Raw genomic sequence first — 23,905 nt, 5'->3', positions numbered from 1 at the left:
CGCTCCCATTTCCTCATCTGGGTCTCGGACACGCCGAGGCTGGTCGCAAGGTCGGCTATCCCGAGACCAAACTTTGTGCGGAAGGCTTCTATGGGAGTAGGCACTCCCGGATGGTAAGCGGCAGGCAATCATCGCGCAACAAGGTCTGCGAAGGCGATGCCGTGGGAGCCTCAGTGGGAAGTCCTGAGCCCCATCAGGGAAGATCGTTGGATTTCACGGATCGGCTGTCACAATTCGGCGGACGGATGCTCTGCTGTATTACTCTATTGCAGTATGCCAACGTTATCACGCGGCCGGCCGCCACGGCACAAAAAGGCCCCAGGTTTCCCTGAGGCCTTTAATAAGTCTACGGTCCTGCAAGCTTGTTATCGCCAGCGCAGAACCGGCTGCCCATTTCTGGACAGTCTCCAAGCCCGATGCCTTCGCAGAGCGGGGACGAGAGCCATATAGGGATTCACACATGAATCGTCAATGAAGAGAAGCCTAGTCCGCAGAGAACTGCTCTTTTGACGTTAAGTATCTGATCCGAGCTGAGTTGCCCTGTCGCCCACAGCCGCTGAGCACCATTTAGGCCGCGTGGTTTCTTAAACCGATCGAGCCTGGATAGCGAGACCGTCGAAATCATGTCGCATTTGGCCCACATAACTTCAGCATCGAACGGCGCGGGAAGAGGGGCAATCAATTCGATCCGGCAATGGTAATTCTCGACGCTGTCGGGCGCAGTGGTGCTCAGAGGAACGATGGATGCCAACTCGCCCCGGCGGCGAAGGCGTGGAGAAACAATGATGACGGGGCGAGCCTTTGTCATCTCCGGGGCTGTAAATCCGTGATAGTCGCAAACGACTATCTCCCCCTCCCGAGGGTAATACTTCAATGGCATAGCTGACTAATAAGTTAGGCCGCCTAAAGTTTCTAGTCTTGATATGAAGCTTGTCAAATCATGGGTAAACCCAGCGACGCGGCTTTCGCCTTAGCATAACCGATGGCAATTTCCGCGATCATACCGAAAGAAAACGCCCCCACTTTAGCTACACCCTCTTTTGTTTTGCTCCAAATTTCAGGGTCACGCACGCTGTCAAGAAACTCATGCCCCCTCCAACTGATGCGATAAGTTTGACCACCTTGCTCGTCTAGCAATCCGCCCGATCGCAGCATCAGGATATACTCGACCATCTCCCCAGTAGATTGGATTCCGCCGATAAGCTCGGGGTTCATCATCATGAAGTACGGCTTCTGCCTTTCTTCAAGCGCCAGCAAAATGTTGCGAACCTTGTCCATGTCGCGCTTCATAGGATCATGCCCCTTGAGCAGTCATGCCCAAGCGAATCAGCTTGCGTACCGCCTCGGGTCGCGAAGGCCGATCGCCCTGCGTGCTGATCCATCCGTCCAGCGCTTCAAGGTCGGCCGGCTGCAGGCGGACATTGATTGACGTGCCAGGCTGATCAGGTCTCTGCTTTTTCGTGGTGCCACGAGTTGACGTGCTCATGCGTTGGTGGTACCACGAGAGCGAGCCATAGGAAAGCGCCAACTCTCCTACGGCTCTGACCGCAACCCCTGCCTACGAGGGATTGAAGCTATGACCGACCTAGCATTGTCTAGGCGCGCCGTCACGCGCGCGCTTTTCCTAACACCTGTCCTTGCTGCACCTGCCGCCGTAAGCCCGGCTCCGCTTTTGGTTTGTCCGTCCGCCGGGCCCAGCGCTGAACTGTCGAACCTCATTTCCGACTATCACGCAAAGGCGTCGGCCTGCACCGCGCACGGCGAGCGTGTCTTTCAGCCTGCACGGGACGCATGGCAGGCAGCGGTCGAGGCCATTCCCCATAAAACGACCAAGGCCGGATATCGCTATTTCGGCGAGGTACGGCACCTTTCAACGGCGCGGCCGGATCAGGTGGCAGCGGCAAAATCCGCCGTCGAGATGAAGCCCGCCGCGCTATACTCTCAAGAATATGCAGCGTGCTGTGCGGAACTGCGCAATCTCGTTGCTGAGCGCGAAGCCGAGCGGGTATCCGTCGATCAAAAGCATGGCATCAGCGCTTTGCTGGAGGAAAACAATCGCCTGAGCGACGCCGCTTTTGAGGCTCTCTGCTTGGTTGAGCTGTTCGAGGCTCGTACCATCACCGATCTCGTGGCCAAGGTCGACTTCATCGAGGAGACGAGCGGCCAGGTCGATATTGAAACCTTGCGAGCGGACCTTCTCCGCATCTCGGGGGAGGGGCGGGCATGACTAGTCGCCGTGGATTCATCGCCAGCTTGGCGGTGGCGCCTGTCGCTATCGTCGCCCCTGCCTTTGCCACTCCTGCTGCGACCCAGCATCCCGACTGGCTTTCCCTCTTGGCTGATGAGCGCCGAACCTTTGCGGAGTTCGACCATATGTGTGCTGTCCAAGAGGCCGCAGATGATCGTTTCTTTGATGCGCGGGAGATGGCTGAGCGTGCATGGCAGCGGGATTTCGATGCCCATAGAGCCTTGCCGCATGTGCCACCTATCGAAGGCGAAAGCGCGCTCAGCCTTGAGGCTCGCGTGCAGGACGCAATTAAGAAATGGAACGCCGAAAATCAGAGGATGCGAGCGGAACGCGAAGAGCTAGACGGCCGGCTGCGCGTGGAAACCGGCTTGGTTGAAGTCGATCAGCGCCATGAGAGCGCTTGTTCGGCTCACATGGCTGCCATCAGGGCGATCCTGGCCTATCCGTCACGTGATCCCGATATCATCGCGCACAAGTTGCAGATGATCATCGACCATTATGGCGACGATAATGGGGACTACGCTGTGTTGCTGGCGTCGATCGTCGGGGAAGGGTTGGCATGATTGTTTATCGCCACAATTACGCGGCGCTCGCATTCGTGCCGAGGCCTCCGAAGCGCCGGCTCATACTCTCGCTTCGGCCAGGTCGTCGCCGAAAGGGAGTCCGACCGTTTAAGGGTCATACCCACGCCGCACGGCCGGCGGTCGATCTGCTGCCTCGCATCGATCGACTGATCCACACGCACGACCTAAATGAAACAAGAATTGGGAGGAACGCGGTCAGCGATCCCAATCTGGTTCGCGACATCAGGGGAGGGCGAAAGCTGCGCGATGTCACGCGCGGCCGCTTGCTCGCCTACCTTGATCGCATCGAACAGGAAGTGCGCTGATATGGCTTGCAATAAGCCCTGGGCCACCCCCTACCGCCGGCGGCACCGCCGCCCCTGGATTCGCCGCCCTGATCGTCGCCGGCTCCAGCCTACGCCAACAGTGACAGCCATGCTGAAAGCGCTGCCGAGGCTGGGCCGGATCGACCTCGCAAGCATCGCACACTGCGCGATCAACCGTATGGACGACATTGACGGCGACTCAGACCGTGAGGAGGACGACTGGCCGGGCGGCAATGTCGAGGACGAGGGGCAGGTCAACGAGATAGAGCCTCATGCGCCGCTCCACTCGGGCCGCCGGTGAGCATTCATGGCCGAGGATGCCAGCGAAAAACGCATGTGGGTGAAACGGTGGGGAAGGAAATCGAGCAATCAAAAAAATGCCACCTTTTCAACGTTCAAGACGGAAAGGTGGCGGAGACGGAGGGATTCGAACCCTCGGTAGCCCATTCAGGCTACGACGGTTTAGCAAACCGCTGGTTTCAGCCACTCACCCACGTCTCCGCACGAATTTGCCCACCGGGAAAGGCGGGCAGTGGCTAGGGAAGGGCCTATAGCGAGCGGTTTGCGGCATGGCAACGGGTCTGCGCGACGATTTTTGCAGCCTGTGTCGCGGCGGATTCGATCCGGCCCGAAATCGACTCGATTGGCCGTTCGTTCATTGTCGTTTCAGCTTCGCGGTTGATACTCTACAGGATGGAATTGAGAGCGGATTTTCGGGGAGTTTCGGGCATGATCGGCATTTTTGGGCGCATGGGCGCCCGCTTGGCGCGCGCGGCGGGGCTGGCGGCAGCGGTGGCCGGCATGGCGCTCACGCCGATCGCTGCTTCGGCGCAGGTCCGCACTGTCGATCCGAACACCGCGATCGACGCCGACCTGGCGCCACCCCCGCCAGCCAGCAGCGCGCCCACCGATCCCGGCGTCGACCCCACCGTGAATCAGGGCAATGGCGCGCCCTATGCTGCGCCCGCCGGTGCGCCTCCTCCGGTTAGCAATGCGCCGACGCAGGGCACTACCGCTACCGGCGCGCCGGTGACCCAGGCGTCGCCGCCTGCGGCAATCTCCCCCAGCGAATCCTACCAGGAAGACGACCTGATCGGCGCGGCCGAAGGCGTTTTTGGCAAGGGCGCGGAGGGGCTTGCCGGCATCATCGAGAAAATTCTGAAGGATCAGGGCCGACCCAATGCCTATATCGCGGGCCGCGAGGCGTCGGGCGCCTTCGTCGTGGGCCTGCGCTATGGATCGGGCACGCTCAACCACAAGATCGAGGGCAAGCGCGAAGTCTATTGGACCGGCCCGTCGATCGGCTTCGACGTTGGCGGCAATGCGTCCAACACCTTCGTGCTGGTCTATAATCTCTACGACACGCAGGATCTTTATCACCGCTTCCCGGCGGCGGAGGGCACGGCCTATCTGGTCGGCGGCTTTACCGCCTCCTATCTGCGCTGGGGCGATGTGGTGCTTATCCCGATCCGTCTGGGCGTGGGCTATCGGCTGGGCGTCAACGCTGGCTATATGAAGTTCAGCGAAAAGCGGAACTGGCTGCCTTTCTAAGGCGGCCTTTACAGGGCGAGGGCCAGTTGCGCGTCGCCTTCGCTCTCGTCGTCCCCTTCCAGATTATGGACGCCCAGCCCCAGCAACCGCGCGCCCAGCGGCAGCGGCAATTGCGCCAGCAGCAATTCGCGTCCCGCCTGCGCCAGCTGCTCGGCTGATCGCACCGGGCTCGCAAAGCTGCGCGACCGGGTGATGATGCGGAAATCGGCGAATTTGACCTTCAGCACCACGGTGCGGCCCCATGCCTGCGCCTTTTCGATCCGGGTCCACAGGCTGGCCGAGATCCTGTCCAGCTCCGTCATCAGCGCGTCCCGATCGGTCAGGTCGTCGAAAAACGTATCTTCCACGCTCACGGACTTGCGCGACTGACGCTCGCGCACCGGACGATCATCCTCGCCGCGCGCCGCGCGATAATAGAAGTCCGCCGCGCTGCCGAAATGCGCCTGGAGGAAGGGCAGGTCGCGCGCGCGCAGGTCCGCCCCTGTTTCGATGCCCAGCGCCTGCATGCGTCTGGCGGTCACCGGCCCCACGCCATGGATGCGCCGCACCGGCATCGCGGCGATGAAGGCCGCGCCCTCGGCGGGTCGGACGACGCAGATGCCATCGGGCTTGTTCTGGTCCGACGCCAGCTTGGCGATCAGCTTGTTGTAGGATACGCCCGCCGACGCGGTCAGCCCGGTTTCCGCGCGGATCATCCGGCGTATCTCTTGCGCGACCCGCGTCGCCGATGCGATGCCCGGCTTGTTCACCGTCACGTCCAGATAGGCTTCGTCGAGCGACAGCGGCTGGATCATGTCGGTAAAGCGCGCGAAAATCTCGCGAATCTGGACGGACACCGCGCGATACACCTCGAAGCGGGGTTTGACAAACAGCAGGTCGGGGCAGAGCCGCCGCGCCCTGGCGCCCGGCATGGCCGACCGTACGCCAAATGTCCGCGCCTCATAACTGCACGTCGCCACGACCCCGCGCGGTCCGCCGCCGCCTACCGCGATCGGCAGGCCGCGCAGCGACGGGTCGTCGCGCTGTTCGACCGACGCGTAGAATGCGTCCATATCGACATGGATGATCTTGCGCGGCGCGGGCGAATCCATGGCGCATCTCATGCCACAGGCAAGAACGAAAGGGAAACGTCAGTCCAGTAGCCGCAGATTGCCGAGCAGCGCCTGCAAATGCGCGCGGCTGATGCGGCTCCAGACATTATAGGTGCATGTCTGGCCCCCGACATGGACATAGGCAATGGATTGCAGCCCATGGCCTTCGGGATTGTCCTCAGGATAAGGCTCCGCACCCGATAAGCCATATCCGGCAAAGGATGGGGCGGGCAGCTGGTCCAGCGCTTGCATATAGGGCCATTGCCGCTCCAGCCGGTCGCGCTGCGCTTCGGCTGGGATTTCGTCATCGGGCAGCACGCCCGGCCCGGCAAAACCATAGGCGCTGCGCAGATTGGGCAGGTCAAACGCAACGCCCCAGCCGCCGCTGAAATCGGCGGCGCGGGGCACGCCATTGGCGCCCGCCGCGCTGGCGAGCGCAAGCGGCGCGCAGCGGGGCTTTTCGCCGCTCTTGCCATCGTCTGACCGCGCCCATTGCGCGCGCGCGACATCCGCGCCGACCAATGCGGGCGCGGGCTGTGCCTTCGTCGATCGTGACGCGGGCGGCGTTGGCATTGCCGATGCCGCCGTCATCCGCGCGACCGTGGCGCCGTCCTGCCTGTGTGCAGGCTCGTCATCGCATCCCCCAAGGGCGATCAGCAGCATGAGGGTGAGCGCGCGTTGCATGGCCTACCGACGCAGGGGCGGGTGGCAAAGTTCCTTAGCCTTCGCCTTTCAGCGCCAGCAGCGCGGCGAAGGGGCCGGCCTGCTCCTCGCTCAGCACCCCGGCCTCTTTCAGCGCGGTATCGGCCTGGGGCGATCGGGGGTAGGGCGTCATCGCCAGCGCCATCGTCTCGGCCACGGCCTCGCCCATGTCGATCTGCTGCCCGTCATAGCCGATCGTGTCGACATCCTCCGCGTCCAGCTCCAGATCCTCGCCTTCGACCGCGCTGCCCTCCTCGACGACGAAGCGCAGGGTGAAATCGCTGTCGATTACCTCGGGCACCGGTTCGGCGGTGGCGACGCAGGGCTGGGCCAGGCTGGCGCGCACGCGGCCGCGCGCCAGGATCGCGCCGTCCTCTTCGCTCAGCGCATAGTCCGCCTCCAGCCGGTCCAGCGTCACCAGGCCGAACCGTCGGACCAGTGCCGCCCGCTCGTCGGCATCCGCCGCGATATGCACATCGCCTGTCATGCGGCGGATCTGTTCGGCGCGCACGGGGCGCGAAAATTCGGGTGTCGTCATCCTATATCTCCTGCCAGCAGCGCGTCGCGCGACAGGCAGCCCAGCCGCACCCAGCGTTCCCGCAACGCGCCTTCCACATGAGCCACCGCAGCATCGGGCACCTCCGCGCCGCGATACAGATTGCGGCGCAGCGCCTCGTCCAGTCCCGTTCCTGTCTGCAATGCTGCGCGATAGGCGCTGATCCGGCCGCCCAGCGCGCTCATCATCCGGCCGACATGCTTGCCCACGACCACGTCGCCAATCCCTTCCTGCCGCAACTGCCCATCCATGTCGTCGACGAACAATTCGGTCAGCCAGGCGCTTTCCTGCGCGGCGTTCTGCTGCTCCAGCCGGATCAGAACCAGCGCTATGATCGCCACGATCATGTCGAAACGCCCGTCGATCGTGTCGGGCACCGCGCCGTCCAGATACCAGTGCGGCTGCCGCCCTTCGCCGACAATGGCGTTGTACAGCGGCGCCAGCCCCTCTCGCGGGTCGGATCGGCCCAGCAGGCGCTGAAGGAAGGAGGGGGCATTGGGCATGGCGATCGGGCTTTTCGTGACGGATGGAATGGTCGCGCGCGGCGACCGGTATGCGCTCGCCCCTTGCCGGACCCTGCGCATTTCCATATTGATCGCAGCGCCGCCCAATGCAATGGCGGCGTCACTTTTATCGGGTTCGCGGGCCATGCCCCCGCAGGAGACGTTCATGCCCCAGTTCAGCCGCCATTCCCGCCGTGGGCGCATCCTGATCGCCATCGGCCTTGGCGCATTGCTGGTCGGCACATCGGCCTGCACCCGCATCCGCACGCATCAGGGCTATCAGGTCGACAAGCTGCTGGTCGATTCGGTTCAGCCCGGCATCGACAATCGCGCGTCGGTGGAAGGCACGCTGGGCCGCCCCAGCTTCGTGTCGCAATTTGGCGAACAGGATTGGTACTATGTGTCGCGCGACATGCGCGCGCTCGCTTTCTCCAGTCCCAAGCCGGTCGATCAGACCGTGCTGCGCGTCCGTTTCGATCCTGCCGGCAATGTCGTCGCGGTCGATCGCATGGGCCTGGAAAAGGTCGCCAACATCTCGCCGATGGGCGCGACCACGCCCACGCTCGGTCGCCATCGCAGCCTGTTTGATGAAATCTTCGGCAATATCGGCGCGGTCGGTGCGGCCGGCATGGGCGGCGCAGGCGGTGGCGGTGGCCCCGGCGGCGGCCCCAACGGCAGCTAAACGCCTCTGCAACGCCCGGGTCCTCAGCAGAGGAGCCGGGTGTCGCATGTTCTTATCGCCGCAGCAGGAACACAGCATGTTCGGCGAACAGGTTGGCGTTCGCATGGGTGGTTTCCCGGTCGCCCTTCAAAAACCACTGTCCGTCAATATGCCAGCCGCGCTCCTTCACCAGCGCGCGAAAGTCATCCACCGTCACATGGTGGATGTTGAGCGTATCATACCAGGTGTCGGGCAGCAGCCGCGTCACCGGCATCCGCCCCCCCCACATCAGCGACAGCCGCCCGCGCCAATGCGCGAAATTGGGGAAGGACACGAATGCCTGGGTGGCGATGCGCAGCAATTCCTCAACCACCAGGTCAGGGCGGCGAGTCGTCTGGAGCGTCTGGCTCAAGATCGCATAGTCGAAACTGGCGTCGGGATAATAGGTGAGGTCGGTGTCAGCGTCGCCCTGCACCACCGACAGGCCGCGCCCGACGGCGGCGGCGACATTGGATGCGTCGATCTCCAGCCCGCGCGCATCCGCCTGCGCCCGGTCGCGCAGCTCCGCCATCAGCGCGCCGTCGCCGCAGCCCACATCCAGCACCCGCGCCCCCGGCCGCACCGTCCGCGCGATCAGCGCCAGGTCTGGGCGCAGTGCGCTCATGCCCGGCCGCCGCGCAGGAACCCGTCCACCACCCGGTTGAGTTCGGGACATTCCAGCAGGAAGGCGTCATGCCCGAACGGGCTCGACAATTCGACGAAGCTCGCCTGCGCGCCCCCGGCGTTGAGCGCATGGACGATCGCGCGCGATTCGGCGGTCGGATACAGCCAGTCGGTATCGAAACTCACCAGGCAGAACCGCGCCCTGGTCGCGGCAAAGGCGCGCGCCAGCGACCCGCCATGATCCTCGGCAATGTCATAATAATCCATCGCCCGGGTGATGTAGAGATAGGAGTTCGCGTCGAACCGGTCGACAAAGCTCAACCCCTGATGGCGCAAATAGGATTCCACCTGGAAATCCGCGTCGAACCCAAACGTCTTGGCGTCACGCCCCTGCAATCGCCGCCCGAATTTTTCGGTGAGGCCCGCTTCGGACAGATAGGTGATGTGCGCCGCCATCCGCGCCACGGCCAGGCCCGCGCTCGGCACCATCCCGTCGGCATAATAATCGCCGCCGCGCCAGTTGGGATCGGCCATGATCGCCTGCCGCCCGACTTCGTGGAAGGCGATATTCTGCGCGCTGTGCCGCGCGGTCGATGCAATGACGACGCAGCTTTCGACCCGGTCGGGGAACAGGGTGGGCCATGTCAGCGCCTGCATGCCGCCCATCGACCCGCCGATCACCGCGCTCAGCCGCTCGACCCCCAGATGATCCAGCAACGCCGCCTGTGCGCGCACCATGTCGGCGATGGTCAGCACCGGGAAACGCATGGCATGGGGTTCGCCGGTCGCTGGATCGACGCTCGCCGGGCCGGACGATCCCATGCAGCTGCCGATGACATTGGAACAGATGATGAAATGGCGCGCCGGATCCACGGGCTTGCCTTGCCCCACCAGCCGCCACCACCAGCCCGGCTTGCCGGTCACAGGATGATCGGACGCGACATATTGGTCGCCGGTCAGCGCATGGCAGATCAGGATGACGTTCGACTTGTCGGCATTCATCGCGCCATAGGTTTCATAGGCGATGTCGACCGGGCCAAGGCTGGCGCCGCTCGAAAGGGCGATCGGGCCTGCCAGGCGAACCTGCCGGCGCAGGCCGAAACGGCTGTCATCGGATCGGGGAAGGCTGGCCATGGTCGGCCCGCGCTAGGACTGGCGCGAAGGCCTGTCAATCTGGCATGGCGGCGCGACACTGCCTAGATGGATGACCATGACAGACACCCAACGCCCCGGCATCGTCGCCTACGGCCCGCTCTATCCCTATTTGATGCAGCAGCTCGAAGCCCGTTTCACGGTCCATGCGGTGGCGGCTGATGCCGATCTCGACGCCCTGCCGGCCAAGGTGCGGGACGCCCGCGCACTGGTCAGCTTCGGCTCCGTGGGCGCGCCCGCCGCCATCATGGACGCGCTGCCCGCGCTTGAAATCGTCGCGCTTTTTTCGGTGGGCTATGACAAGGTCGATGTCGATCATGCGCGCGTGAAGGGCATTCGCGTCACCAACACGCCCGATGTGCTGACCGACGATGTCGCCGACCTCGCCGTCGGCCTGCTCTATGCCACCGTGCGCAATATCCCCGCCAATGACCGGCTGGTGCGGGCGGGCGACTGGGCGCGGGGTAAAAAGCCGCCCTTGTCCGCGCGCGTCACCGGATCACGCATCGGCATATTGGGCCTGGGCCGCATCGGCCGCGCCATTGCCTGGCGGCTGGAACGGCAGGCGGGCGAAATCCTCTATCATAATCGCAGCGAGGCGAAGGACGCGCCCTATCGCTATGTCGCCGATGCGATCGATTTCGCGCGGCAAAGCGACATGCTGATCGTCGCCACGTCCGGCGGGCCGGAAGCCGCCGGCCTTGTCGACGCCGCTATGCTGGACGCGCTCGGGCCACAGGGCGTCATCGTCAATATCAGCCGGGGCAGCGTGATCGACGAAGACGCGCTGGTCGCCGCGCTGGCGGACGGGCGCATCGCTGGCGCCGGGCTGGACGTGTTCGCGCACGAACCCCATGTGCCGCCCGCGCTGCTGGCGATGGACCAGGTCGTGCTGCAACCGCATCAGGGCAGCGCGACCGTGCATACGCGCGGGGCGATGGCGGATCTGGTCGTCGCCAATCTCGATGCGTGGTTCGCGGGCGATCCGCTGCCGACCCCGGTCGTCTGACGCGGCCAGAGTTGCGCTGGGCGGTCTAACCAGCAACGCTGCGGAAAATCGCTTTCCTACATTGGCCGATTTTGGTTCATCCTTGCCCATGGACCAGATGCCTGACCGCTCGCGCGCGTCCGCGCGCCACCGCCGCGCCTATTGGACGCCCGCGCGCCAGTGCCAGTTTCTCGCCGCCCTGATGGAAAGCGGCAGCGTCGCCCGCGCGGCGCGCACGGTCGGCATGTCGCGTTCCAGCGCGCATCGCCTGCGGCACCGGCTCGCCGGCACCGCCTTCGACCGGCAGTGGGAAGAGGCGTTGGTCATGCATGCCGGATTGACTGCGGACCCGCTGGTCTGGACTGCCGCCCGCGCGGCCATCGACACGGGCACGCGCTGACGGCAATGGCCCGCTCCACCCCGCGAGTCCGGCCAGTTTTACCTGTCGCCCACCTGTCGCTTCGGTGTCGCTTCGCGGTCGCCTTATGGTCGCTTCGGGCCAAAAAACCGCATATCGAATGAACTTTGACAGGCGGGGCCGGCGCGCCGGATCATTCCTCCAGCAGCACCGCGCTGCGGCGCTTCTGCCAATTCATCGGCACGCCGATCCGCTGGCTCCAGCTGCCGTCCCACCGGGTTTCCAGGCCATGGGCCTCCAGCTGCGCGACGATGCGATAGCCGACCGCAATCTGCGCTGCCTCGCCCTGCTCGCACGCGCCATAGCTCATATAGAGGCCATGGCCTTCGACCGCCGCCTCGGTGTCCTGCATATGGAAAAAGGCATAGCCTTGGACCGCGATATCCTCGGCCTGCGCCGCCTCTATCTCTTCCCATATTTCACTTGCGCCGCAATTGGCGCAGCAAGTGAAATTCTGCCGCGCGATGATGCCCTCGGCCTCCAATGCGGCAAAGGCCAGCTCCAGCCGGTCGCAATCGGTCATTTGCGTCCAGCCCTGCTCGGCGGCGCGATGCTCGGCCAACGCCTCGCGCAGCGCCGCCGACGCTTCGCGCCGCAGCGTCGGGCGGGGCAGTTCTTCCTCGAACAGGTCGTGGGCATTGGTCAAAATGGCGTCATCGTCGAAATAGCCGCCCAGCACGTCGCGCCGCATCTGGTCGCGCAGCGCCGTCACGGGATCATAGGGCGCCTCCTCCGTGGGGGCGGGCCGTTGCGGCTCCGCTTTCGCTGCTCTGGTCCCGAAAATCCGTTTCCACAAAGCCTCGAACATGCGCCGTCCTGCCTCCTGCGTCGCGTTGCATTGGGTCAACATGCCCATGCGCGCGGCAAAGTTAAAGGGGGGATATCGAACTTTGCGACGGCGCGACGGCGGCGGCGGTCGGCGCGGGCACTGGATTGCCGCGCCGGATTGCTTAAATAGCATGGGATGCCTCCCGAAAATCCTGTCACAGTGCCGCTCCCGCCCGTATGGGCGACGTTCCGCCGTTTCCTGCCCTATCTCTGGCCGGCCGACGCTCCGGCGCTGCGCCGCCGCGTCGTCGTTGCGATGGTTCTGGTGGGTCTGGCCAAGGCTGTGACCTTGATCATGCCCTTCGCCTACAAAGGCGCGATCGACCGGATGGCGCCGGGGCTGGAGCCGGCGGTCGGCCTCGCCCTCGCTCTGGTGGTCGCCTATGCCGGCGCGCGCTTTGCCGGCGTGCTGTTCGACAATTTGCGCAACGCCGTGTTCGAAGGGGTGGGGCAGGAAGCGGGCCGGCGTCTGTCCGACGACGTCTTCGTCCATCTGCACCGTCTGTCGCTGCGCTTCCATCTCGACCGGCGCACCGGCGCGGTCACGAAGATCGTCGAGCGCGGGACCAAGAGCATCGACACGATGCTCTATTTCCTGCTGTTCAACATCGCCCCGACCGTGATCGAACTGCTGGCGGTCTGCGTCATCTTTCTCGTGAAATTCGGTCCCGGCCTGGTCGCCGCAACGCTGGCGATGGTCGCGGCCTATATCTGGTTCACCCGCACCGTCACCGAATGGCGCAACCAACTGCGCCGCGACATGGTGGACATGGACACCAGCGCTGTCGCCCATGCCGTCGACAGCCTGCTCAATTTCGAAACCGTCAAATATTTCGGCGCCGAACAGCGCGAGGCGGATCGTTACGGCAGCGCCATGCGCAACTATGCGCGCGCTGCGATCAAGAGCGAAAACAGCCTCGCCTGGCTCAATGTCGGCCAGTCGCTCATCACCAACCTGATGATGGCCGGCGCCATGGCCTATACCGTGTGGGGCTGGAGCACCGGGCGCTTCACCACAGGCGACGTGGTGCTTGTCAACACGCTGCTGGCCCAGCTTTTCCGTCCGCTCGACCTGCTCGGCATGGTCTATCGCACCATCCGCCAGGGCCTCATCGACATGGAGGCGATGTATGCGCTGATCGACACGCCGACCGAAGTTGCCGACCGCCCCGGCGCGCCCGCGCTCGCCGTGACCGGGGGGGCGGTCCAGTTCGATCAGGTGCGCTTTGGCTATGATCCCCAGCGCGAAATATTGCACGGCATCAGCTTCACCGTGCCCGCCGGCCGCACTCTGGCGATCGTTGGCCCATCCGGCGCGGGCAAGTCCACCATCGCCCGCATCCTCTTCCGCTTCTACGACATCCAGTCGGGATCGGTGACGATCGACGGGCAGGACATAGCGGCCGTGACCCAGCAATCGCTGCGCGCCGCCATCGGCATCGTGCCGCAGGACATGGTCCTCTTCAACGACACGATCGGCTATAATATCGCCTATGGCCGCGAAGGCGCGAGCCAAGCGGAGATCGAGGCGGCTGCCCGCGCGGCGCAGATCCACGACTTCATCCTTGGCATGCCCCAAGGCTATGACACCCGGGTGGGCGAACGCGGCCTCAAGCTGTCGGGCGGGGAAAAACAGCGGGTCGCGATCGCGCGCACCCTGCTCAAGGACCCGCCGGTGCTGGTGCTCGACGAAGCGACCAGTGCGCTCGACAGCCGCACCGAAACCGAAATCCAGACCGTGCTGCGCGACATCAGCCGCAAGCGCACGACCCTGGTCGTCGCCCATCGCCTCTCCACCGTGGTCGATGCCGACGAAATCATCGTGCTGGATCAGGGGCGCATCGTCGAACGCGGCGCCCATGCCGACCTCGTGCGCGCCGACGGGCTCTACGCCACCATGTGGGCGCGCCAGGCGACGGAGCGCGACGCGCCAGTCGCTGAAGGAGAAGACGGTGCCGACCGCGAACCGGCCGCCCCACTGCTTTAGGGGATGCCGGCGCTTTGGTTCATGCGGCGCTCGGCAAACCATTGCTCCAGCATCCTGGCAGTGCATCCGGTAAAGCCGTTGCTGCCGTTGACCGAACAGCTGTTGGGCAGGGTGGACCGCTGGACCTGTTCCATCGTCGCTACCTGGCTGCCCCAGCCCGGTCCGCCGGACGGCGCGGGCTTCTCGCGCAATTTCTTGGGAATGCGATACCGCTCCGCCTCGGGCCGCCTTGCGCACACGACAATTTCATCGCCCTGACTCTGCGGGCACGGATCGTCGCCATAGACCAGCAGGTTGATGATCCGCTCGGGCGGTGGCTCCGGCTGCGCGAGGGCGGCGACGGGGAGGAGGGGGATCAGCATCAAGCCGATCAGGGGAATGGCGCCGTAGCGCATGGCATATATCCTTCTTTCATCCCCTGTGAACGTCCACCCCAGCATGGCACCAGCGCATCGCTGGCCCGGATCAGGACGACGCCCCGCCGCCCGATCCGTCACCATCCTGCATCATCGCTGCGGCGGCGACGTCGTATCCTCGGGCGCGGGCTGCTGCTGCGCTTTGGCTTCGGCGGCCTCCTCGGCCTTCACCCGCGCCTCGATAGCTTCGCTGTCGGCGTCGATCGTCGACAGCCGCTTTTCCCGCTCGGCCGCGACCAGATCCTTCCAGCTGGCGTTGTCGGCCTGCTGCCGCTCCGCCTTGGCCAGGCGTGCCAACTGCGCGAAACAGCCGGTTGCACCGCCCGCGCCCGAAGGCGAGCAGCTTTCGGTGCCCGACCGGCCCACATATTCCATCGACCTTACGCGTTCGCCCCAAGCCTGGTTGCTGGGCTTGTTGGGATCACCGCGCAGCGGTTCGGGAATGCGATAGCGTTCCTCCTCGCCCTTGCGCGCGCACACGACGATGTCATTGCCTTGGCTTTGCGGACAAGAATCATCGCCATAGACGATGACGATGTTCACCTTCTCCGACCCGGCCGTCCCCGTTTCGGCAGCCGGCTGCTGCGCCAGCGCGGGCGTCACGGCTCCGGCCAGCGCGATGGCGACGATCATCAGCTTGTTCTTCATCGGTCGATCCTCTTGCAGACGCGCCACGGCGTCAGATACGCTTGGACAGGGCGATGGCGGCGCGACAGCCCAAGCGAATGGCGCCCGACAAAATGGGATAGGCCGGCGCCTGCTCGGCGCCATGGGCGATCGCGGCATCACGATGCTCCACCTCCTCCGCCTGAAAATCCGCAATGGCGGTGGAGAGTTCCGGATCGTCGTTGCCGATCTTTTCCAGCTGTTCGGAATAATGAAGGTCAATCTCGGTTTCGACTGCGGCCGTGCACGCCATCGCGGCCCTCGGCCCCAGCGCGGCGGTCACGGCACCCAGCGCATATCCTGCCATATTCCAGAATGGGCTCAAGGCCGTCGGCCGCACCCCGCGCCGCACGATCATCGCGTCGAACACCTGGCGATGCCGCTCCTCCTGGCTTGCCATGCCAGCGATGACCCGGCCATGGGGATGACGATCACCCATCACCGCCAGTTGTCCGGCATAGATGCGGGTCGCGCCAAATTCGCCGGCCTGATCGACACGCAACATCGCCGCGCGATCCCGGTCGGACAGGCGCTTGGTGGGTCGCGGATAATCGGGGCTGATGCTCATGGCTTCCTCGCTTTCAGCAGCAAAGCCAAGATGGCAAGCGCCGCCGCGCTCGACAAGAGGCCGTTATAGCCCGCCATGGATATGCCCATCAGGCTCCAGGGCGCCACATCGCAGCGCGTGATGGGGCTGGCCATGATCTGGCTGAGCAGGTCTGCGGCATTACCCGCTGCCGGCATGGTCGAACAGGTGGTCAGTCCTTCCCACCAGCCATATTCGACCCCGGCGTGAAACAATCCGATAAGGCCGCTGATGCCGACCGCCAGTCCGGCCAGTCCGACAAACAGCGCGCTGACGCAGGCGCGCGCCCGCACGCCATAGGCGATCAGGGCCAGCGGAACCGCGGCGAAATGGGCATAGCGCTGCCACCAGCACATTTCACAGGGATGCAGCCCGCCCAGATATTGAAAGCCATAAGCGCCTGCGAGCATGATCAAAGGGGCGATCAGCGCAAGCGCGCGGGCAAGGGACAGGCTCTTCATGCCCCTCGCTTAAAGCCTTCCCGCCCTTTCGTCATGCTGAACTTGCCCGGCCGCATCTGAGCTATTTCGCGCCAGGCTTGCGCGCAGCGGCCTGCGCCACCACTGCGCTCGGCGCTTTTGCCAGCCGCGCAATGGTTTTGAGCGCATAGTCCATCTGGAAATCCTCGATACCCTGCTTTTTCAGCTCGTCGGCCGACATGGCGAAGCGCGGATCGTCTTTCACATCCTCCTCCAGCGCAGCATCATCGGTCTTGATCTCGTTGATCAGGTGACGGCGCAGGTCGCTCTCGCGGAATTTGGGCCGGTTCTTGTAATCGGGATCGGACAGCTGGGGCACACGGATGTCAGGCTGAATGCCGCCTTCCTGCACGCTGCGGCCCGACGGCGTATAATAACGCGCCGTCGTCAGCTTGAGCGCGGTCGTGTTGCTCAGCGGCAGCATCGTCTGCACACTGCCCTTGCCGAAGCTGCGCTCGCCCATCACCAGCGCGCGATGCTGGTCCTGCAGGGCACCCGCGACGATTTCCGATGCCGACGCCGAACCCGCGTCGACCAGCACGATCACTGGCAACCCCTTCGCGTCGTCGCCCGGCTTCGCGTAATAGCGTTCGACATCGCCCTTCTGCCGGCCGCGCTGCGACACGATCTCGCCGCGCTCCAGGAAGGTATCGCTGACCGTCACCGCTTCATCCAGCAGCCCGCCGGGATTGGACCGCAGGTCCAGCACATAGCCGGTGGGCTTGTGACCCAGGCTCTTGTCGATGCTGCGGATCGCCTGACGGACGTCCGCGCCGGTGTTGGCGGAGAAGCTGACGATGGTAATGACGCCAATGTCCTTCTTCACCTCCCACTTGACCGGCTTTAGCTGGATGATCTCGCGCGTCAGGGTCAAGTCGATCGGCTTGTCCCGGCCCGGACGCACCAGCGTCAGTTTCAGGCTCGTGCCCGGCGCGCCGCGCATCTTTTCCACCGCTTCGTCCAGCGTGCCGCCATAGATCAGCTGGCCGTCGATATGGGTGATATAGTCGCCAGCCTTGATCCCCGCGCGCCAGGCAGGCGTATCCTGTGTCGGCGCAATCACCTTGACCGCGCCGTCTTCCTGCGTGACCGACAGGCCAAGGCCGCCATAGCTGCCCTCGGTCTGGGTCCGCAGATTCTGGAAATCGCGCGCGTCCAAGAAGCTGGAATGCGGATCGAGGCTGGCGAGCATACCGTCGATCGCGCCCTTGATCAGCTTTTCATCGTCGACTTTCTCGACATAGTCGGTGCGGACTTTCTGGAACACGTCCATGAATTCGTCGAGCGCCTTGTAGCTTGACGCCTCCCCATCCGCGAGCGCGGCGGTGGTGGCGGGGATGAGCGCAAGCGCCCCGAGCGCAATCGCGCCCTGGAGGAAGGATGTCTTCATGGCTGTCCTAGGAGTCCGCATCTGATCCGATCATAGGCCGATTGATCGGCCAACGCAAAAGCACGCTTCGACCAATGTCATCCAGCGGCGATGAGCGCGGGGTGAACGCTGTCTCCGCCCCACGCGCTGGCTTTCAATCGAACAGCGGCGTCACGAGCGGCTGGAACTCGGCAGGCGCGGTCTTGAGACGGGCCTTGGTCTGGTCCCGCTCCTGCTCGGTCATCGTCGCGAGTTTCTTGCGGCCGGATTCGAAGATCGAATGGTCGGTCGCTGGAGCGCCATGAACGAAGCGCTGCGTGATCTGCAACAAAAGATGTGTGGGCTTCACGAGCCGGACGAGATTGGTGTCAACCCCGGCGGGCTGATAGGCATATACGACTTCCTGAAAGCCGTAAGACAGGGCTTCCGTCAGATTCGTGCCAAAGCTGTCACCAAATATGAGCAGCTTGCCGGCGATCGGCGCGGATCCGTTGCGGTAGACGCGGATGTTGCCGTGATTGTTGATTTCATTATCGAAGACGAGCCTCTCGGAAAGCTTCTCGCGGAAGACGAGTTCGAAATTGGATGTAGGCGGCGTAAGTTTGCTGCCCAGATCGCCGATTTTCTGCCTGACAGCAAACTCCTGAGGCAAAGCATCGCCCGGCAAATCCCAGCGCTTCAGCAATGTCTGCCCGGCGATGGTGGCGCCATAGTCGGTCCAGTGCGTGTCGGTCGCCCCGTAGGTGAGGTGTCTGCGATTCCAGAGCTCCCATATGGGTATGAGCAATGGCTGTTCGGCAAAACGTTTCCTGAAGTTATCGAAGGCCGTGTTGAATGCTCTGCGGAACGGATAATAGTCGCGCAGAACCTCTTCCTTGGCCGGCGCGACCATCAGCATGATTTTTTCTAATCCGAAACGCTCCTGCCATTCAGGCATCCTGCTGAAAATATTGGTCCATTCGCTGGCACTGGCCTCGCTGAGCGACCCCGACCGCGTGAACTGGCCGACACTGTCGTTGGTATCGCCGATCAGGAACAACTGTCCCATGCGCCCAAGGAGGGCCTGAGCACCGCCCGATGCGGCGCTGGGCGCTGGCACGCCGCGCTGCACCATGCCCACCAGCGCCATGTCTTGGCGTTCCTGATCCACGACCTCCCAGCGGCAAACGACGTCCTGCCCCTGTTCCTGCCGGACTGGCATCTCAATGTGATAGACGCCCTTGCGTGCAGGCACGTCAATCACAAAACCGGGGTTGGCGGTCCCGATCGCCAGGATGTCGGCCCCATGTCGGATCGACACGGACACGCCGTCACCCGCATTCCCGACATGGCCTGAAAACACCAGCCGATCATCGCCCACCGGCAGCGGTTGAGCGATCCATACCTTGCCAAGTTGATCCGGCCCCTGCGCGCCATGTTGGCCGATTGCCCAAGTTGCGCCTGTCATGGCACTCATAAATTCGCCTCATTATATTTTTGAAAAGACAATGGAAGACGGCACGCCGTCCCCCTTGCATGCACGCTATGAGCAAAAAAACCGCGGCTCAACGGTAAAAGCGCCTGGCAACAATCAAACCGGTCCAATGAGCGGCACGATATCCACCGGCCGGCCATTGCGGCGTAGTTCGACGATGATGTCGCTGCGGCGGTTGTCCGTGACACCCACGGGATCCCCCTGGCGGACATCATCGCCCACGCGCACGGACAGGCGATGCAATCCGGTGATCAATGTTGTCCAGCCGCCGCCATGGTCGATGATGAGAATCTGGCCATAGTCGCGATAGGGACCGGCAAAGGCGACGCGGCCGGCCGTTGGTGCGATCGCCTGCGCGCTGGGCTGGACGGCCAGCGTCAGGCCCCTCGCGCGCACGCCGCTATCATTGACCTCGCCCAGGCCTGTGACCAGCTGACCGACGACCGGCAGGCGATAGGGCGGCGGACCGCTCGCCATCGCGTCTCGTTCCGGCGGCGCGGCCCCGGCTTTGTCCGGCCGGGCGGGACGGGGCAGCGGTCCCGACAGTGCGGTAAGCCGTTCGCGCAGGTCCCCCGCCGCCTCCAGCCGATCCATCAGGTCGACGATGTCGCGCGCGCGCTCTCCCAGCGCCAGCGCCCGCTCGCTTTCCATGCCCGCATTGGCGCGATAATCGCGCGCGGCGAGGCGCTTTTGCGTTTCCAGCCCGGCCAGCTCCGCCCGCTGCGCCCTGCGATCCTGCTGCGCCTGGGCCAGCGCATCGGACGCTTGCTGAGCGGTCGCGCGCAAGGCACGGCTGCGCGCCAGTTCCGCCCGCAGGCCGGCCGTGCGTTGCTCGATCACCGGCAGGATCTGTCCCAGAACAGCGCGCAGATGCACCGCGTCGCTGATGCTGCCCGGTTGCACCAGCGCTAGCGCCAGCGGCCGTCGCGCCATCATCTGTAGCGCGGCGGTCAGTCGAACCACGGGCTCCTGCCGCGCCGCCAGGCGCTTTGCCTGTGCGCGTTGCAACCGTGCGATGATGGCGATGCGGGCCTGCGCGGCCTGGATATCGGCTTCGGCCTGCTGGATTCGAGCGGCCACGGCTGCGGCGCGGCGTCTCGCCTGTTCCGCCGCGTCCCGCGCGGCGCTTGCCTGCTGCGCCAGTCGCGCGGCGCGGTCGCGCGCCTCGTCGGATTGACGACGGGCATCCTTAAGCGCCTGCTGTTCCTGCGTCAGGCTGGTGCCCGCCGTGCCAGGAAGTACCAGCGCATCGCCATCGGCGGCGACGAGGCGTGCGCTTGCAAACGCAATCAGGGCCGCGACGCCGCCAGCGATGAGAAGATTTCGCGTCACCCGATATCCCGCCCTTGTCCTGCGGTGACTAGGCAAGATGGCGGCATCTGTCGACCCGTCAGCCTTCGCGGTGATAGGGATGACCGGCCAATATGGAGGAGGCGCGCCAGAGCTGTTCGGCCAGCATGGCCCGTGCCATCATGTGCGGCCAGGTCATGGCGCCGAATGCGATCAGCAGGTCGGCATTGGCGCGTTCTGCGTCGTCGAACCCATCCGCCGCGCCGATCAGGAACCGGCATTCGCGCGTGCCAGCATCTCGCCAGCCTTCGATCCGGCGGGCAAAATCCATGGAACCAAGTTGCCTGCCCTTTTCATCGAGCATGACCGTCACTGTGCCGGCAGCGACGGGCGGCAGCTTGCCGCCCCGGTCAGGCATTTCTGTAACTCGATAAGGCATTGTCAACCGCCTGAGATAGCGGTCGACAAGCTCGGCTTCGGGCGATCGCCCGATCTTGCCGCGCGCAATGATGTGGAGAAGCATCGGCGTCTCCTAGCCGATCATCGCGTCGCTGTCGAAGAGTCGAAGTCTCAGGCGTTGCCCGCGACCGGCGCGTCGACAAAGCCCCACATCCGTTCCAGATTGTAGAAGCTGCGCACTTCGGGTCGGAACAGATGCACGATGACATCGCCCGCGTCGATCAATACCCAGTCGGCGACCGGCAGACCTTCGACGCGTGCCGAGCGGCCGGTTTCCTTCTTGATCTTTTCGGCAAGGTGCTGGGCCATCGCCGCTACCTGACGCGACGAACGGCCACTCGCGATCACCATGTGATCGGCGATGCTGCTTTTGCCTTCAAGGGGAATGGAGATGGTTTCCTGCGCCTGGTCGTCGTCGAGCGACTGCATGACAAGGGCGTGCAGGGCGGCCACGGATTCGGCGCTGGAGGCCGTATCGTTGGCAGGGGCGGCGTTGGTCAATTATACTCCAATCTTCAGTGAACGCATTTCCGAGCCGGACGCCCGCCTGCGGCGGTTCTCCTCGAAATGCTTCATACGACATACCGGCGCGTGAGCGGGTCGCGCACACGCGTTGCTTCATATTCGCGATGCCAGAGGGGGTCCGCCTGCCGCAGCAGGGTTGCCGATCTTGGATCAGGGCGGAAGCGCAATAGCACGAGCGCCGGCACTCTCCAATTCGTCCAGTCTGCACTCTGGCGCGCGGGCCGGACGAAGCGCCGCAGCCAGCTCATGGCCTCAGAGCCATGGGCAACGGCATCATAGCCCGGCCGGGCGATCACCGCAATGGGCATTAAATGGGCGATGCCGCGCCAGTTTTTCCACTGGCTGAACTGCGCCAGATTGTCGGCGCCCATCAGCCAGATGAAATCGCGGCGCGGATAGCGCGAACGCAGGGCACGTAGCGTGTCGATGGTGTAGCGGGTGCGCAATTGCCGCTCGATGGCGGTGGCGCGGATCGGCGCGCGGCGCGCGACCTTGCGCGCATGGGCGAGGCGCGCGGGCAGCGGAGCCATGCCCTTGGTGGGTTTCAGAGGATTGCCCGGCGATACCAGCCACCATATTTCGTCCAGATCAAGCGCGTCTCGCGCAAAGAGCGAAATAGCCCTGTGCCCGCCATGCGCCGGATTGAAAGAGCCGCCCAGCAGGCCGATGCGTGTCATCCCTACGATCTGCCAGCCCGCGCCCGATGCGGCAACCGCACGTCAGCCGTGATCGTGATGATGGCCATCGCCTGCGCCATGAATGGCCTCCAGCACATCCTCCAGTCGGGCCGGATCACCCAGCGCCAGAACATGCCCTTCGCTTGTCGAGGTCAGCGGATCGCCATTCCAGTCGCACATCACCCCGCCAGCCCCTTCGACCACCGGGACCAGCGCCGCAAAGTCATAGCTTTGCAGGCCCGATTCGATGACGATGTCCAGAAAGCCGGACGCAAGCAGGCCGTAATTATAGCAATCCCCGCCATAGACCGGCCCTTGCCGTGGCGCGCCGCCCGACACCGCCGCGACCAGCGCCATATAATGCGGAACGTCGCCGTCGGCGAACAGGTGCGGGCTTGTGGTCGCGATCCCTGCGCCCTCCAGGCCGCGGCAGGCCCGTGTGCGAACGGGCTTTCCGTTGAAGGTGGTGGACTGTCCGCTCATCCCTGCCCAGCGTTCGCGTGCGATCGGCTGGTCGATGATGCCGATCGTCGGCCAGCCGCTTTGGGTCAGCGCGATGAGCGTGCCGAATATCGGCCGCCCCGCAATGAAGCTGCGCGTGCCGTCGATCGGATCGAGGATCCAGACCCGCTCGGCATCGGTGCGAACCGATCCATGTTCCTCGCCGATGATGCCGTCATCGGGGCGTTCCCGCTCCAATATCGCGCGGATCGCGGCCTCGGCGGCGCGGTCGGCCTCCGTCACCGGCGACTTGTCCGCCTTGATTTCCATGTCATAGCGGGCGCGGAAGAAGGGACGAATCGCTTCTCCGGCGGCATCGGCAAGGCGGTTGGCGAGAGCCAGGTCGTCGCGGGTCGTCATGGCGGCATGCCTAGCTGTTGATCCCGCTTTGCGCTACCCTCCTGCGACGATCGCAAGGAGAGGACAATGCCCGGTTCCCCCGTCATTCCATGCCTGCGCTATGCCGATGCGCCCGCCGCTATCGCCTTTTTGTGCGATGCCTTCGGGTTTGAACGTCACGTCATCTACGCCGATGATCTGGACAACAGCATCATTCATCATGCGCAACTGACATTGGGCGAAGGGATGCTGATGCTGGGCAGTGTCAGGGATGGGGAGAGCGAATCGCTCTACACCTGGTCCACCGTTCGCGATCTGGGCGGCACCACCGCTTGTGTCTACATGGTCGTGGAGGATGTCGATACCCATTGCCTGCACGCCCGCAATGAGGGCGCGGTCGTGGTCGATGAACCGCATGACAATCCTGGCTATCCCGGGCGCGGCTACACAGCCCTCGACCCCGAAGGCAATGTCTGGAGCTTTGGTAGTTTCGATCCCTGGGCGCCGCTTCAGGGTGGCGGCGATTAAGTTTATCGAAACCCCGCCGTCCTATCCTCGGGGTCTGCAAGGAAGTGCATGGCCTAGGGGGACTGCATGGCGCTGATTGGCTGGATATTGAGCTTCACCTGCTTGTTCGCGGGGCTGGCGCTGCGCCAGGATCTGCCGATCGGCGGATCGGTGACGATTTCCAACCTGCTGATCATCTTCGCGCTGCTGGCCTGCCCGATCGTCTGGCGGGAATTGCCGATCGGCGTTTCGCGCGGCCAACGAATCATCGCCGGCCTGGCACTGGTTTTTGCCCTGCCGATCATCCTGTTCCCGACGCACTGAGCCGCCGCGCGGCACGGCCTCCGTCGAACAGGCTGCAGACCGAAGAGTCCGGTCGA

Annotated in this window: 32 protein-coding genes and 1 tRNA gene; 12 read left to right on the top strand and 21 right to left on the bottom strand. The window is 64.3% G+C overall.

Annotated elements, in window-relative coordinates:
* Positions 1-454: 454 nt before the first annotated feature.
* Both B2V90_RS23135 and B2V90_RS07140 read right to left on the bottom strand, forming a co-directional pair.
* A complete protein-coding gene (locus B2V90_RS23135) occupies positions 455-880 on the bottom strand; it encodes a type II toxin-antitoxin system PemK/MazF family toxin (RefSeq protein WP_414711581.1) in 426 nt (141 codons plus the stop codon).
* A 53-nt stretch (positions 881-933) separates the two neighbouring features.
* Positions 934-1,290 (bottom strand): DUF2513 domain-containing protein, encoded by a 357-nt coding sequence (locus B2V90_RS07140; RefSeq protein WP_293920638.1) that lies wholly within the window; start codon positions 1,288-1,290, stop codon positions 934-936.
* Positions 1,291-1,576: 286 nt separating this feature from the next.
* Between B2V90_RS07140 and B2V90_RS07135 the strand changes: the two genes are divergently transcribed.
* From B2V90_RS07135 to B2V90_RS07120, 4 genes are all read left to right on the top strand, one after another.
* Positions 1,577-2,227, top strand: coding sequence for a hypothetical protein (locus B2V90_RS07135; RefSeq protein ID WP_293920635.1), 651 nt, complete (start codon positions 1,577-1,579; stop codon positions 2,225-2,227).
* Between the two features lie 26 nt (positions 2,228-2,253).
* The gene (locus B2V90_RS07130; protein WP_293920633.1) at positions 2,254-2,811 is read left to right on the top strand and encodes a hypothetical protein; all 558 of its coding nucleotides are present in this window, start codon (positions 2,254-2,256) and stop codon (positions 2,809-2,811) included.
* Positions 2,808-3,137, top strand: a complete 330-nt coding sequence (locus B2V90_RS07125; protein WP_293920631.1) for a hypothetical protein — start codon at positions 2,808-2,810, stop codon at positions 3,135-3,137. Before B2V90_RS07130 ends, B2V90_RS07125 begins: the two co-directional genes overlap by 4 nt.
* A 109-nt stretch (positions 3,138-3,246) precedes the next feature.
* Complete coding sequence (locus B2V90_RS07120) at positions 3,247-3,438, top strand: hypothetical protein (RefSeq protein WP_293920628.1); 192 nt, start codon at positions 3,247-3,249, stop codon at positions 3,436-3,438.
* Between the two features lie 108 nt (positions 3,439-3,546).
* Here the strand turns inward: B2V90_RS07120 and B2V90_RS07115 are convergent.
* Positions 3,547-3,638: transfer RNA gene (locus B2V90_RS07115), tRNA-Ser, on the bottom strand.
* A 228-nt stretch (positions 3,639-3,866) separates the two neighbouring features.
* Here B2V90_RS07115 and B2V90_RS07110 point away from each other — a divergent pair.
* Positions 3,867-4,688 (top strand): DUF1134 domain-containing protein, encoded by an 822-nt coding sequence (locus B2V90_RS07110; RefSeq protein ID WP_228221347.1) that lies wholly within the window; start codon positions 3,867-3,869, stop codon positions 4,686-4,688.
* Between the two features lie 8 nt (positions 4,689-4,696).
* Here the strand turns inward: B2V90_RS07110 and dinB are convergent, their stop codons facing one another.
* Genes dinB through B2V90_RS07090 form a run of 4 tightly spaced genes read right to left on the bottom strand, consistent with a single transcriptional unit; the run spans position 4,697 to position 7,540 of the window.
* Positions 4,697-5,779 carry a DNA polymerase IV gene (gene dinB / locus B2V90_RS07105; RefSeq protein ID WP_228221346.1) on the bottom strand — a complete coding sequence of 361 codons (1,083 nt, stop codon included), beginning with the start codon at positions 5,777-5,779 and terminating at the stop codon, positions 4,697-4,699.
* Positions 5,780-5,818: 39 nt separating this feature from the next.
* Complete coding sequence (locus B2V90_RS07100; RefSeq protein ID WP_228221345.1) at positions 5,819-6,463, bottom strand: hypothetical protein; 645 nt, start codon at positions 6,461-6,463, stop codon at positions 5,819-5,821.
* A 34-nt stretch (positions 6,464-6,497) separates the two neighbouring features.
* The gene (locus B2V90_RS07095; RefSeq protein WP_228221344.1) at positions 6,498-7,019 is read right to left on the bottom strand and encodes a DUF177 domain-containing protein; all 522 of its coding nucleotides are present in this window, start codon (positions 7,017-7,019) and stop codon (positions 6,498-6,500) included.
* Positions 7,016-7,540, bottom strand: coding sequence for a ubiquinol-cytochrome C chaperone family protein (locus B2V90_RS07090; protein WP_228221343.1), 525 nt, complete (start codon positions 7,538-7,540; stop codon positions 7,016-7,018). Before B2V90_RS07090 ends, B2V90_RS07095 begins: the two co-directional genes overlap by 4 nt.
* Positions 7,541-7,706: 166 nt before the next feature.
* Here B2V90_RS07090 and B2V90_RS07085 point away from each other — a divergent pair, with 166 nt between their 5' ends.
* A complete protein-coding gene (locus B2V90_RS07085; RefSeq protein WP_157078296.1) occupies positions 7,707-8,222 on the top strand; it encodes an outer membrane protein assembly factor BamE in 516 nt (171 codons plus the stop codon).
* A gap of 52 nt (positions 8,223-8,274) precedes the next feature.
* Here B2V90_RS07085 and metW read toward each other — a convergent pair whose 3' ends face one another.
* Entirely contained in the window at positions 8,275-8,865 is a 591-nt protein-coding gene (gene metW, locus B2V90_RS07080) for a methionine biosynthesis protein MetW (RefSeq protein ID WP_228221342.1), read from the bottom strand.
* Positions 8,862-9,998 (bottom strand): homoserine O-acetyltransferase MetX, encoded by a 1,137-nt coding sequence (gene metX, locus B2V90_RS07075; RefSeq protein WP_009823189.1) that lies wholly within the window; start codon positions 9,996-9,998, stop codon positions 8,862-8,864. Before metX ends, metW begins: the two co-directional genes overlap by 4 nt.
* Positions 9,999-10,068: 70 nt before the next feature.
* Between metX and B2V90_RS07070 the strand changes: the two genes are divergently transcribed.
* Both B2V90_RS07070 and B2V90_RS07065 read left to right on the top strand, forming a co-directional pair.
* Positions 10,069-11,025, top strand: a complete 957-nt coding sequence (locus tag B2V90_RS07070) for a 2-hydroxyacid dehydrogenase (protein WP_228221341.1) — start codon at positions 10,069-10,071, stop codon at positions 11,023-11,025.
* 88 nt (positions 11,026-11,113) lie between these two features.
* Entirely contained in the window at positions 11,114-11,404 is a 291-nt protein-coding gene (locus B2V90_RS07065; RefSeq protein ID WP_228221340.1) for a helix-turn-helix domain-containing protein, read from the top strand.
* A gap of 151 nt (positions 11,405-11,555) precedes the next feature.
* On the opposite strand, the gene B2V90_RS07060 is transcribed toward B2V90_RS07065, so the two are convergent.
* Entirely contained in the window at positions 11,556-12,230 is a 675-nt protein-coding gene (locus B2V90_RS07060; protein WP_293920622.1) for a DUF6891 domain-containing protein, read from the bottom strand.
* A gap of 156 nt (positions 12,231-12,386) precedes the next feature.
* Between B2V90_RS07060 and B2V90_RS07055 the strand changes: the two genes are divergently transcribed.
* Positions 12,387-14,237, top strand: a complete 1,851-nt coding sequence (locus tag B2V90_RS07055) for an ABCB family ABC transporter ATP-binding protein/permease (protein WP_293920619.1) — start codon at positions 12,387-12,389, stop codon at positions 14,235-14,237.
* On the opposite strand, the gene B2V90_RS07050 is transcribed toward B2V90_RS07055, so the two are convergent.
* From B2V90_RS07050 to B2V90_RS07025, 6 genes are all read right to left on the bottom strand, one after another.
* Positions 14,234-14,632 carry a hypothetical protein gene (locus B2V90_RS07050; protein WP_009823184.1) on the bottom strand — a complete coding sequence of 133 codons (399 nt, stop codon included), beginning with the start codon at positions 14,630-14,632 and terminating at the stop codon, positions 14,234-14,236. The genes B2V90_RS07055 and B2V90_RS07050 overlap by 4 nt on opposite strands.
* A 111-nt stretch (positions 14,633-14,743) precedes the next feature.
* Positions 14,744-15,301, bottom strand: coding sequence for a hypothetical protein (locus B2V90_RS07045; RefSeq protein WP_228221337.1), 558 nt, complete (start codon positions 15,299-15,301; stop codon positions 14,744-14,746).
* Between the two features lie 31 nt (positions 15,302-15,332).
* A complete protein-coding gene (locus B2V90_RS07040; RefSeq protein WP_228221336.1) occupies positions 15,333-15,887 on the bottom strand; it encodes a demethoxyubiquinone hydroxylase family protein in 555 nt (184 codons plus the stop codon).
* The gene (locus B2V90_RS07035; protein ID WP_228221335.1) at positions 15,884-16,366 is read right to left on the bottom strand and encodes a disulfide bond formation protein B; all 483 of its coding nucleotides are present in this window, start codon (positions 16,364-16,366) and stop codon (positions 15,884-15,886) included. Before B2V90_RS07035 ends, B2V90_RS07040 begins: the two co-directional genes overlap by 4 nt.
* Positions 16,367-16,427: 61 nt before the next feature.
* Positions 16,428-17,774, bottom strand: coding sequence for a S41 family peptidase (locus B2V90_RS07030; protein ID WP_009823180.1), 1,347 nt, complete (start codon positions 17,772-17,774; stop codon positions 16,428-16,430).
* 133 nt (positions 17,775-17,907) lie between these two features.
* The gene (locus B2V90_RS07025; RefSeq protein ID WP_228221334.1) at positions 17,908-18,882 is read right to left on the bottom strand and encodes a hypothetical protein; all 975 of its coding nucleotides are present in this window, start codon (positions 18,880-18,882) and stop codon (positions 17,908-17,910) included.
* Positions 18,883-18,885: 3 nt separating this feature from the next.
* On the opposite strand from B2V90_RS07025, the gene B2V90_RS07020 reads away from it, so the two are divergent.
* A complete protein-coding gene (locus B2V90_RS07020) occupies positions 18,886-19,089 on the top strand; it encodes a hypothetical protein (RefSeq protein WP_228221333.1) in 204 nt (67 codons plus the stop codon).
* A gap of 234 nt (positions 19,090-19,323) precedes the next feature.
* Here B2V90_RS07020 and B2V90_RS07015 read toward each other — a convergent pair whose 3' ends face one another.
* From B2V90_RS07015 to B2V90_RS06995, 5 genes are all read right to left on the bottom strand, one after another.
* Positions 19,324-20,559: a murein hydrolase activator EnvC family protein gene (locus B2V90_RS07015; RefSeq protein ID WP_228221332.1), complete on the bottom strand. Its 1,236-nt coding sequence runs from the start codon at positions 20,557-20,559 to the stop codon at positions 19,324-19,326.
* A gap of 58 nt (positions 20,560-20,617) precedes the next feature.
* Entirely contained in the window at positions 20,618-21,040 is a 423-nt protein-coding gene (locus B2V90_RS07010; protein ID WP_228221331.1) for a 23S rRNA (pseudouridine(1915)-N(3))-methyltransferase RlmH, read from the bottom strand.
* Positions 21,041-21,087: 47 nt separating this feature from the next.
* Complete coding sequence (gene rsfS / locus B2V90_RS07005; RefSeq protein WP_228221330.1) at positions 21,088-21,477, bottom strand: ribosome silencing factor; 390 nt, start codon at positions 21,475-21,477, stop codon at positions 21,088-21,090.
* A gap of 71 nt (positions 21,478-21,548) precedes the next feature.
* The gene (locus tag B2V90_RS07000) at positions 21,549-22,178 is read right to left on the bottom strand and encodes a nicotinate-nucleotide adenylyltransferase (protein WP_228221329.1); all 630 of its coding nucleotides are present in this window, start codon (positions 22,176-22,178) and stop codon (positions 21,549-21,551) included.
* Between the two features lie 42 nt (positions 22,179-22,220).
* Complete coding sequence (locus B2V90_RS06995; RefSeq protein ID WP_228221328.1) at positions 22,221-23,039, bottom strand: inositol monophosphatase family protein; 819 nt, start codon at positions 23,037-23,039, stop codon at positions 22,221-22,223.
* 66 nt (positions 23,040-23,105) lie between these two features.
* On the opposite strand from B2V90_RS06995, the gene B2V90_RS06990 reads away from it, so the two are divergent.
* Both B2V90_RS06990 and B2V90_RS06985 read left to right on the top strand, forming a co-directional pair.
* Positions 23,106-23,546 carry a VOC family protein gene (locus tag B2V90_RS06990; protein WP_228221327.1) on the top strand — a complete coding sequence of 147 codons (441 nt, stop codon included), beginning with the start codon at positions 23,106-23,108 and terminating at the stop codon, positions 23,544-23,546.
* A 66-nt stretch (positions 23,547-23,612) separates the two neighbouring features.
* On the top strand, positions 23,613-23,849 hold the full coding sequence (locus B2V90_RS06985) for a hypothetical protein (protein ID WP_228221326.1): 237 nt from the start codon (positions 23,613-23,615) through the stop codon (positions 23,847-23,849).
* The last annotated feature ends 56 nt before the right edge of the window (positions 23,850-23,905 follow it).

This window comes from Sphingobium sp. UBA5915, from assembly GCF_002431195.1.
Classification (GTDB): Bacteria; Pseudomonadota; Alphaproteobacteria; order Sphingomonadales; family Sphingomonadaceae; genus Sphingobium; species Sphingobium soli.
The sequence above is the reverse complement of the archived record's forward strand: the minus strand, read 5'-3'. Positions and strand labels throughout refer to the sequence as shown.

Bases quoted from the DNA above. Each gene is read 5' to 3' on its own strand.
- B2V90_RS23135 (WP_414711581.1), bottom strand. From the start codon at position 880: ATGCCATTGAAGTATTACCCTCGGGAGGGGGAGATAGTCGTTTGCGAC.
- B2V90_RS07140 (WP_293920638.1), bottom strand. From the start codon at position 1,290: ATGAAGCGCGACATGGACAAGGTTCGCAACATTTTGCTGGCGCTTGAA.
- B2V90_RS07135 (WP_293920635.1), top strand. From the start codon at position 1,577: ATGACCGACCTAGCATTGTCTAGGCGCGCCGTCACGCGCGCGCTTTTC.
- B2V90_RS07125 (WP_293920631.1), top strand. From the start codon at position 2,808: ATGATTGTTTATCGCCACAATTACGCGGCGCTCGCATTCGTGCCGAGG.
- B2V90_RS07120 (WP_293920628.1), top strand. From the start codon at position 3,247: ATGCTGAAAGCGCTGCCGAGGCTGGGCCGGATCGACCTCGCAAGCATC.
- B2V90_RS07110 (WP_228221347.1), top strand. From the start codon at position 3,867: ATGATCGGCATTTTTGGGCGCATGGGCGCCCGCTTGGCGCGCGCGGCG.
- dinB (WP_228221346.1), bottom strand. From the start codon at position 5,779: ATGGATTCGCCCGCGCCGCGCAAGATCATCCATGTCGATATGGACGCA.
- B2V90_RS07100 (WP_228221345.1), bottom strand. From the start codon at position 6,463: ATGCAACGCGCGCTCACCCTCATGCTGCTGATCGCCCTTGGGGGATGC.
- B2V90_RS07095 (WP_228221344.1), bottom strand. From the start codon at position 7,019: ATGACGACACCCGAATTTTCGCGCCCCGTGCGCGCCGAACAGATCCGC.
- B2V90_RS07090 (WP_228221343.1), bottom strand. From the start codon at position 7,540: ATGCCCAATGCCCCCTCCTTCCTTCAGCGCCTGCTGGGCCGATCCGAC.
- B2V90_RS07085 (WP_157078296.1), top strand. From the start codon at position 7,707: ATGCCCCAGTTCAGCCGCCATTCCCGCCGTGGGCGCATCCTGATCGCC.
- metW (WP_228221342.1), bottom strand. From the start codon at position 8,865: ATGAGCGCACTGCGCCCAGACCTGGCGCTGATCGCGCGGACGGTGCGG.
- metX (WP_009823189.1), bottom strand. From the start codon at position 9,998: ATGGCCAGCCTTCCCCGATCCGATGACAGCCGTTTCGGCCTGCGCCGG.
- B2V90_RS07070 (WP_228221341.1), top strand. From the start codon at position 10,069: ATGACCATGACAGACACCCAACGCCCCGGCATCGTCGCCTACGGCCCG.
- B2V90_RS07065 (WP_228221340.1), top strand. From the start codon at position 11,114: ATGGACCAGATGCCTGACCGCTCGCGCGCGTCCGCGCGCCACCGCCGC.
- B2V90_RS07060 (WP_293920622.1), bottom strand. From the start codon at position 12,230: ATGTTCGAGGCTTTGTGGAAACGGATTTTCGGGACCAGAGCAGCGAAA.
- B2V90_RS07055 (WP_293920619.1), top strand. From the start codon at position 12,387: ATGCCTCCCGAAAATCCTGTCACAGTGCCGCTCCCGCCCGTATGGGCG.
- B2V90_RS07050 (WP_009823184.1), bottom strand. From the start codon at position 14,632: ATGCGCTACGGCGCCATTCCCCTGATCGGCTTGATGCTGATCCCCCTC.
- B2V90_RS07045 (WP_228221337.1), bottom strand. From the start codon at position 15,301: ATGAAGAACAAGCTGATGATCGTCGCCATCGCGCTGGCCGGAGCCGTG.
- B2V90_RS07040 (WP_228221336.1), bottom strand. From the start codon at position 15,887: ATGAGCATCAGCCCCGATTATCCGCGACCCACCAAGCGCCTGTCCGAC.
- B2V90_RS07035 (WP_228221335.1), bottom strand. From the start codon at position 16,366: ATGAAGAGCCTGTCCCTTGCCCGCGCGCTTGCGCTGATCGCCCCTTTG.
- B2V90_RS07030 (WP_009823180.1), bottom strand. From the start codon at position 17,774: ATGAAGACATCCTTCCTCCAGGGCGCGATTGCGCTCGGGGCGCTTGCG.
- B2V90_RS07025 (WP_228221334.1), bottom strand. From the start codon at position 18,882: ATGGCGCTGGTGGGCATGGTGCAGCGCGGCGTGCCAGCGCCCAGCGCC.
- B2V90_RS07010 (WP_228221331.1), bottom strand. From the start codon at position 21,040: ATGCTTCTCCACATCATTGCGCGCGGCAAGATCGGGCGATCGCCCGAA.
- B2V90_RS07000 (WP_228221329.1), bottom strand. From the start codon at position 22,178: ATGACACGCATCGGCCTGCTGGGCGGCTCTTTCAATCCGGCGCATGGC.
- B2V90_RS06995 (WP_228221328.1), bottom strand. From the start codon at position 23,039: ATGACGACCCGCGACGACCTGGCTCTCGCCAACCGCCTTGCCGATGCC.
- B2V90_RS06990 (WP_228221327.1), top strand. From the start codon at position 23,106: ATGCCCGGTTCCCCCGTCATTCCATGCCTGCGCTATGCCGATGCGCCC.
- B2V90_RS06985 (WP_228221326.1), top strand. From the start codon at position 23,613: ATGGCGCTGATTGGCTGGATATTGAGCTTCACCTGCTTGTTCGCGGGG.